The organism is Paenibacillus cremeus (assembly GCF_007786445.1).
GTDB lineage: Bacteria > Bacillota > Bacilli > Paenibacillales > NBRC-103111 > Paenibacillus_G > Paenibacillus_G cremeus.
On sequence record NZ_VNJI01000071.1, the window covers coordinates 21407 to 28268 of the forward strand.

At 51.6% G+C, this 6862-nt stretch carries 7 protein-coding genes and 1 rRNA gene; 7 read left to right on the plus strand and 1 reads right to left on the minus strand.

Translation table 11 applies throughout. The features are described 5' to 3' along the window. From FPZ49_RS32465 to FPZ49_RS32475, 3 genes are all read left to right on the plus strand, one after another. A complete protein-coding gene (locus FPZ49_RS32465) occupies nucleotides 1–1251 on the plus strand; it encodes a DUF4097 family beta strand repeat-containing protein (RefSeq protein ID WP_186446238.1) in 1251 nt (416 codons plus the stop codon). 115 nt (nucleotides 1252–1366) lie between these two features. Continuing rightward, the gene (gene perR, locus FPZ49_RS32470; protein ID WP_144854481.1) at nucleotides 1367–1798 is read left to right on the plus strand and encodes a peroxide-responsive transcriptional repressor PerR; all 432 of its coding nucleotides are present in this window, start codon (nucleotides 1367–1369) and stop codon (nucleotides 1796–1798) included. Between the two features lie 130 nt (nucleotides 1799–1928). Next, complete coding sequence (locus tag FPZ49_RS32475) at nucleotides 1929–3674, plus strand: glycosyl hydrolase family 18 protein (RefSeq protein ID WP_144854482.1); 1746 nt, start codon at nucleotides 1929–1931, stop codon at nucleotides 3672–3674. 80 nt (nucleotides 3675–3754) lie between these two features. On the opposite strand, the gene FPZ49_RS32480 is transcribed toward FPZ49_RS32475, so the two are convergent. Continuing rightward, a complete protein-coding gene (locus FPZ49_RS32480) occupies nucleotides 3755–4129 on the minus strand; it encodes a DUF2614 family zinc ribbon-containing protein (RefSeq protein ID WP_144854483.1) in 375 nt (124 codons plus the stop codon). Nucleotides 4130–4266: 137 nt separating this feature from the next. On the opposite strand from FPZ49_RS32480, the gene FPZ49_RS32485 reads away from it, so the two are divergent. From FPZ49_RS32485 to FPZ49_RS32500, 4 genes are all read left to right on the plus strand, one after another. Beyond that, nucleotides 4267–5142, plus strand: a complete 876-nt coding sequence (locus tag FPZ49_RS32485) for a nucleotidyltransferase-like protein (RefSeq protein ID WP_144854484.1) — start codon at nucleotides 4267–4269, stop codon at nucleotides 5140–5142. A gap of 239 nt (nucleotides 5143–5381) precedes the next feature. Then, nucleotides 5382–5582 (plus strand): sulfur carrier protein ThiS, encoded by a 201-nt coding sequence (gene thiS, locus FPZ49_RS32490; RefSeq protein WP_144854485.1) that lies wholly within the window; start codon nucleotides 5382–5384, stop codon nucleotides 5580–5582. 47 nt (nucleotides 5583–5629) lie between these two features. Continuing rightward, nucleotides 5630–6403: a thiazole synthase gene (locus FPZ49_RS32495; RefSeq protein ID WP_144854486.1), complete on the plus strand. Its 774-nt coding sequence runs from the start codon at nucleotides 5630–5632 to the stop codon at nucleotides 6401–6403. A 338-nt stretch (nucleotides 6404–6741) separates the two neighbouring features. Next, nucleotides 6742–6862, plus strand: a 16S ribosomal RNA gene (locus FPZ49_RS32500); the annotation flags it as partial.

Sequence of the window (6862 nt, forward strand, 5' to 3'; positions counted from 1 at the left end):
ATGCATAAAGCAGGGCGTTATACAGCGGCGGTCTTGCTCGTTCTGGTCGGCGGAAGCGTGATTTTCGATAAAGTGACGGGCAGCCATCTGACCTCCGAGCTGGTAGGCTGGTGGCCGGTGCTGTTCATTATGCTGGGTCTCGAGTACATCGGCTTTAACATGAAGTACGGTCATACGGACCGGCAGCTGAAGCTGGATTTGAAGGGCGTCATCTTTGCCTTACTCATCTCCGCGATCGTCATCGTCAGCACCCAAACCACCGATTTTGCCAAAAAATTCGGCAGCCTGGACGGCATCAGCATGGGGGACATCGTCCAATTTTTCGGAGAAGGGCGCAAGTTTGACGAAGGAGTGACTTCGATTCCACTGCCGTCTAGTGTCGAGAATGTCAAATTGACCGGCCGTAATGGAACCATGGTGCTGAAGTCGGGGAATGTGAACAATATCGAGATTGCTGTCACTGTGCATGTCCAGATGAAGGATGAGAAAGAAGCGGCCCAGATCGCGGACGCCTCCAAGCTTGAATACAGTGTCACCGGCGATACCTTGGACATTCAAGCGTTAGGCAAAGAATACATCGGATCGATCTTCGGCCGCAGCTATCCGCGGATGGATATCATCGTGACCATGCCAGCGCAGCAAAAGGTCAACTACGAGCTGCATGCCACCAACGGTAAAATTCAAGCTGCTCAGCTTCCCGTCAAGCAGCGTTTTTCGGCGCAGACGTCGAACGGAGCGATTGAGATCGCCGATCTGGACGGAGAGCTGCGTCTTGGGACAACGAACGGCTTGATCAACTCGAGCAAGACGAGCGGCACGATTTCGCTGAAAACGACCAACGGCCGGGTAGAGCTGACTGACCATCGTGGAGACGCAGTAGTGGGGGTGAGCAACGGAGAGCTGAAGCTGGCCGGCATCGCAGGCAGCGTAGAAGCGCGCGCCACCAATGGGGCAATCAAGATCGACGGCAAGCTGCAGAAGGTGAAGGTTGAAACCTCCAACGGCTCCATTGACGTGACCAGCGGAGCGGTGGAGGACGATTGGGACATCAAGACCAACAACGGTCGAATCGCATTGAAGCTGCCTTCCCATGGCGATTACCGCGTAGACGGCAATGGCAGAAAAAACAACATTCAATCGTCCTTGCCGCTCACCATTGATAACAAAACGATTCGCGGCACCGTTGGCAGCGGACAACATCTGATTAAGGTGGAGTCGAATGGTTCCATTTCTATACAGCCATCCAATTGACAAATTCATGAAATTGTAGGTAAAATGAAGCGATACTCTGCTCGTTGACAGCGGACTCGGCGCTTCTGTTCGAGTCGCCGCTGCAGCGTGAATTTGATAATTGGCGGTGAACAGCATGAGTACTCGGCTGATGGAGGCGCTTGATCAATTGAAGATGACGGGCGTTCGGATAACGCCGCAGCGGCATGCCATCCTGTCCTATTTGATCGGTACCATGTCTCATCCGACAGCGGATGAAATTTATAAGTCGCTTTCCCCGCGATTTCCAAGCATGAGCGTCGCAACCGTATATAACACCCTTAAAGTGTTTATTGAAGCGGGATTGGTCCGGGAGATGACATATGGCGATCATTCCAGCCGATTTGATGCCGATATGTCGGATCATTATCACGCGCTGTGCGAGCAGTGCGGGAAGCTGGTCGATTTTGCCTACCGGCCTTTGGACGATTTGGAGAAGGCAGCCGGGGAGCTGACGGGCTTTCGAGTTAAGAGCCACCGTGTCGAAGTATACGGGCTATGCTCCGATTGTGCACCGGTCACTCCTTAATGATAGATTGATAGATTTGAGGTATAATGGACGTATTCAGGCTTCGCAGCTTTCTATAGGGCGAAGAGGAATACGTCCTTTTAATTTGCAGATGGCATCAAGCTGGCATCAGGATAACAGGAGTGAAATAATGGAGTCGATGATGGAAGCGGCAGGCAGGTCCGGCCGGACGAAGAGACGCAAGTGGCCGTGGCTGATGCTGACCTTGGCCGTAATTTGCGGGGCGCTGCTGGGTGCCTATTACTATATCGTATATATGCCGAATACCAAACATGTGCAGCCGGATTTCAGCGGCAAGAAGAAGCCGGTGTTCTACCAAGGCGGGATGCTGGAGGATCAAGCGCTCGGGCAAAAAGAATCCCTAAAGCTCTCCTTTGACACCGTCAAGGAACGCATTGATCCTTCGCTCATTTATGAGCAGTCGAGTGAATCCACGATTATTACGACGCAAGACAAAGTCGTGCGGCTGCGTACAAGCGAGTTGACGGGCATGCTCAATGAGAAGCCATTCAATTTGAAGTTTCCGCTGGAGAAATCGGACAATAGGCTGTACCTGCCGATCGATCCGCTGAAGGAGCTATACGGCGTTGAGCTTCGCGAGTCGGAGGAAACCGGAGCCGTGTTCTTATTTAAAGAAGGCGAGACGGTGGAATGGTACAAGACCGTATCGTTCCCGGATAAACCGGACAAGATGATTCCTATGCGCAGCGATCCAACGATCAAAGCGCCGATCTACGCCGACTTGAAGCAGGGCGATAGTGTGATGGTATGGAAGGATACGGGCGAATGGCTGCGTGTTCAGCTGCCCAACGGTTACTTGGGCTATGTTTTGAAGTCCCAGCTGATGCAGGATCACCAGGAGACCATCCCGAAGCAGGGACCGCGTCCGCCCTTTGTTCCCAAGCAGCCAGTGACAGGAAAAATCAATATGACTTGGGAGCAGATCGTGACCAAAGGCCCGGATACGTCCAAAATCCCCGCGATGCCAGGACTGGATATCGTAAGTCCGACGTGGTTTCAGCTGGAGGACGGCGAAGGGACGATCAAGAATATCGCCGATCCGGCTTACGTCAAATGGGCACATACCAACGGCTATCAGGTTTGGGCGCTGTTTAGCAACGGCTTTGAGCCGAAGCGGACGACGGAGGCGCTCTCGACCTATGACAAGCGGATGAAGATGATTAAGCAGCTGCTCAGCTTCGCACAGATGTATTCATTGCAGGGCATCAACATTGATTTTGAGAATGTTAGTGTGAAAGATAAGCAGAATCTGGTGCAGTTCGTGCGGGAGATGACGCCGTTCCTGCATGAGCAGGGCCTCATCGTCTCCATGGATGTGACACCCAAGTCCAGCAGCGAGTCATGGTCGATGTTTTATGATCGCAAGGCACTTTCCGATGCGCTCGACTATTTGATGCTTATGGCTTACGACGAGTATTGGGCGAGCAGCCCGAAGGCTGGTTCGGTAGCTTCGCTGCCTTGGGTGGAGAAGTCGGTGGTTGACCTGCTCAAAGAGGATAAAATCCCGCCGAACAAGCTGGTGCTAGGCATTCCTTTTTACACTCGCGTCTGGACCGAGGAGCAGAAGGATGGCAAAACCCAGGTCAGCTCCCGAGCGGTATTCATGGACATGCCGCAGCGCGTGATCAAAGAACAGAAGCTGACGCCGGTGTTTTCACCGGAAACCGGACAAAACTACGTAGAGTACAAAGAAGACGGCAAGCTGAACAAAATTTGGATCGAAGACGAAACCTCGGTCAAAGCCCGGATGGCGCTGGTCCGTAAGTACAACCTTGCCGGTGTCGCCTCATGGCGGCGGGGGTACGAGAGTCCCGAGGCCTGGAACTGGATTCGCTCCTTGCTGGAGACGCCCTAATAACCATATCATCCTATGAAAAAAGGACTCGCAGACAACGCTCGATCGGAGCGCCCGCGGGTCCTTTTGCTTTGATCTGACTATGGATTTGTCGTCGTGCCTGCTTGGCTGTCATTCGCACCTGCATGGGGATCATGCTGCGGATCAAGCGACAAAATCGTTTTACAGTACATGCACCGGTCCGTTTTGCCGATGATTTTGGTCATCTTGCTGCACTCCGGGCACTCAACGACCGTAGCACTGGTGGACATCATCCCGGCGGCGAAATAAATCCCCATACTGACCAGCATTGCTACAGCTCCGATAAACATACTGATCATGGCAACCCACTTGCCGGCTGTACCCCAATCAAAGACGATACCGGCCAATCCGAGAATCATTAAGAGCATCCCGCCCATCGTTAGCAGCAGTCCCCATAAACGGAATTCATTGGCTTTACTAGATCTTAATCTCATGCTGTGAGTCACTTCTTTCGCGTAAGAATATAGAGATTTGTGAGTTTTGTCACAATCTGTTGCAGGAAAGCGCCCCGCCGATGTAGAAATAGATGATTACATTGATTCGTGTGTCCATACTTGTAGGAGGCTTTAGCATGGAATCTTTAAAAGCATATTGGGTGGAAAAGCTTCGTCAGGATGACTCCGTAATAAGCGTCATCGCAATCGATAACCCTTCCCTATTTTCCGCCGTAACGGACGGTTTCGATCTGCTGCTGCTGGTCGTTAGCCTGGACTCCGAACGCTCTCATCATCAATTTCATTATATAAAAGACGACCGCCGTATACAAGAAAGATGGATAAGTCCGGCCGCGCTGAACGACTTAATCTTGCACGGGGAGCATCGCAGCGTTATTTATTGGATCTTAAAAGGGGAGATACTTTTGGATCGGGAGATGTATTTGGAAAGCTTGCGGCACAAGGTTCTGGAGTTTCCTGCCGATCTCCGGGAACACAAGCTGCTGATTGAGTTTTCCAAGTTTTTGCGAAGCTATTTGCAGAGTAAGGAGTATATTTTAGAAGATCATACGCTGGACGGCTACAATAACATATTGGAAGCACTGCATCACTGGGCTAACATCGTGATTATCGAATCGGGTCACCACCCGGAGGTAACGGTCTGGAGGCAGATCAAGAACATCAATCCGGGCGTGTACAAGCTCTATGAGGAGTTGACGCTCAGCATGGAGACGGTGAAGCAGAGAGTGCAGCTGGTGCTGCTGGCCAGTGAATTTTCCGTCATGTCCAAAATGGAACGCTGCTGCAAGCCGCTGATAGATTTGCTAGGCAGCCGGGAAGAGGCATGGAGCCTTCAGGAGCTTCAGCTCGACCCTCAGCTTTCGGATATCAAATCCGAGCTTCCGCTGCTGCTTAACAGACTGGTTAAGAAGTCGCTGGCTCAGGAGCTGGTTTATACGATGGATGAAGAGCTGTCACTGCTTGAGCTGCGTTACACGGTTGTCAAAAAATAACCGCTCGGGGTATAATATCCACAACAATTGAATAGCCACTAGGGGAGCCCTTCCATGCGGGGCTGAGAGGAAGAAGCGGATCTTTGACCCTTGGAACCTGATAAAGGCGTCTTGTATGCGAGACGTACTGGTTTGTACCAGCGTAGGGAAGTGGACGAAGGATAAAGCGACATTTCGTTCAAGTCAACCTACCAGGTTGGCTTTTTTTGTTTATCCGGTGAACAGAAAGGAGAGGGCTTATGCAGTTGATTGTGAATGGCGAACAAAGAGATGTTGGGAATGCCGGAACAGTAGCGGAGATGCTCGAAGTCTTCAAGCTGGGGCACAAAATCCTGGTGGTGGAGCTGAACCGCGAAATTATCGACCGGAGCGTCTATGATCAGACGCGGCTGAATGACGGAGACCGGGTGGAGATCGTCCACTTTGTCGGCGGCGGTTAAGTAAGCGATTGAAATGATCAATTTTATATTATAAGGAGTCATGAAGCATGAGTGAGACGTTAAAAATCGGACCCTACGAATTTAAATCCCGGCTGCTGCTGGGAACAGGCAAGTTTTCGGCAATGGATGTACAAGAACAAGCGGTCAAAGCTTCGGCAGCCGAAATTTTAACCTTCGCCATTCGGCGCCTTCCGATCGATAATCCGGATGCACCGAACTTTTTGGAATCGCTGGACTTGAAAAAGTTTACGCTGCTCCCGAATACCGCCGGCGCTTATACCGTGGAGGAAGCTGTGCGTATTGCGCGGCTCGCCAAAGCCAGCGGCTTGTGCGACATGATTAAAGTCGAGGTCATCGGCGATCCGAGAACTCTGTTGCCGGATCCGGTGGGAACGCTGGAAGCAACCAAGATCTTGGTTGAAGAAGGCTTCATCGTGCTGCCGTACACCTCGGATGACCCGATCCTGGCTCGCAAGCTGCAGGAGGCGGGTGCCGCTGCCGTTATGCCGGGGGCTTCTCCAATTGGCTCAGGGCAGGGCATCGTGAATCCGGGCAACCTGCGCTTCATTATTGAAGAAGCTAAAGTACCGATTATCGTGGATGCCGGTATCGGCGGTCCTGCTGATGCTGCGCTTGCTATGGAGCTGGGAGCTGACGGCGTGCTGCTGAATACCGCTGTTGCTGGTGCGCAGAATCCAGCGCTGATGGCCGAGGCGTTTAAGCTGGCCGTAGAAGCGGGACGCAAAGGCTTCCTCGCCGGCAGAATCCCGAAGAAGCGCTACGCATCCGCGAGCAGTCCAGAAGTGGGTATGATCGAGTAGTTTCTGGTCAGAGAGGAGCTGAGGCTTTGCGCTTTAGCTCTTTTTATTTTTGTTATGGGACATGCTTGACTTTCGATCTCTATTTATGATAAATTAACTTTCGCCGCTTTAAACGGCGGTCGCATTTGAAAGCAAGAAGCAAGCAGCAAGAAAATGGTAAATAAAAAAATCTTGCATCAAGCTAGGCAAATGTGATATATTATAAAAGTCGCCGCTGAAACGGCTGACAAGAAACGACAAGTAATTGCCCTTTGAAAACTGAACATCGAGTGAGTGCAATAAATAAGAGAATGCAAATTCTCGCCAGTAGTAAATTTTTGAGCTATATCGACTCAACTTTAATGGAGAGTTTGATCCTGGCTCAGGACGAACGCTGGCGGCGTGCCTAATACATGCAAGTCGAGCGAGGGTCTTCGGACCCTAGCGGCGGACGGGTGAGTAACACGTAGGCAACCTGCC

Excerpts from the sequence above, each read along its gene's own strand:
- FPZ49_RS32465 (WP_186446238.1), top strand. The coding sequence starts at position 1 with ATGCATAAAGCAGGGCGTTATACAGCGGCGGTCTTGCTCGTTCTGGTC.
- perR (WP_144854481.1), top strand. The coding sequence starts at position 1,367 with ATGAGTACTCGGCTGATGGAGGCGCTTGATCAATTGAAGATGACGGGC.
- FPZ49_RS32475 (WP_144854482.1), top strand. The coding sequence starts at position 1,929 with ATGGAGTCGATGATGGAAGCGGCAGGCAGGTCCGGCCGGACGAAGAGA.
- FPZ49_RS32480 (WP_144854483.1), bottom strand. The coding sequence starts at position 4,129 with ATGAGATTAAGATCTAGTAAAGCCAATGAATTCCGTTTATGGGGACTG.
- FPZ49_RS32485 (WP_144854484.1), top strand. The coding sequence starts at position 4,267 with ATGGAATCTTTAAAAGCATATTGGGTGGAAAAGCTTCGTCAGGATGAC.
- thiS (WP_144854485.1), top strand. The coding sequence starts at position 5,382 with ATGCAGTTGATTGTGAATGGCGAACAAAGAGATGTTGGGAATGCCGGA.
- FPZ49_RS32495 (WP_144854486.1), top strand. The coding sequence starts at position 5,630 with ATGAGTGAGACGTTAAAAATCGGACCCTACGAATTTAAATCCCGGCTG.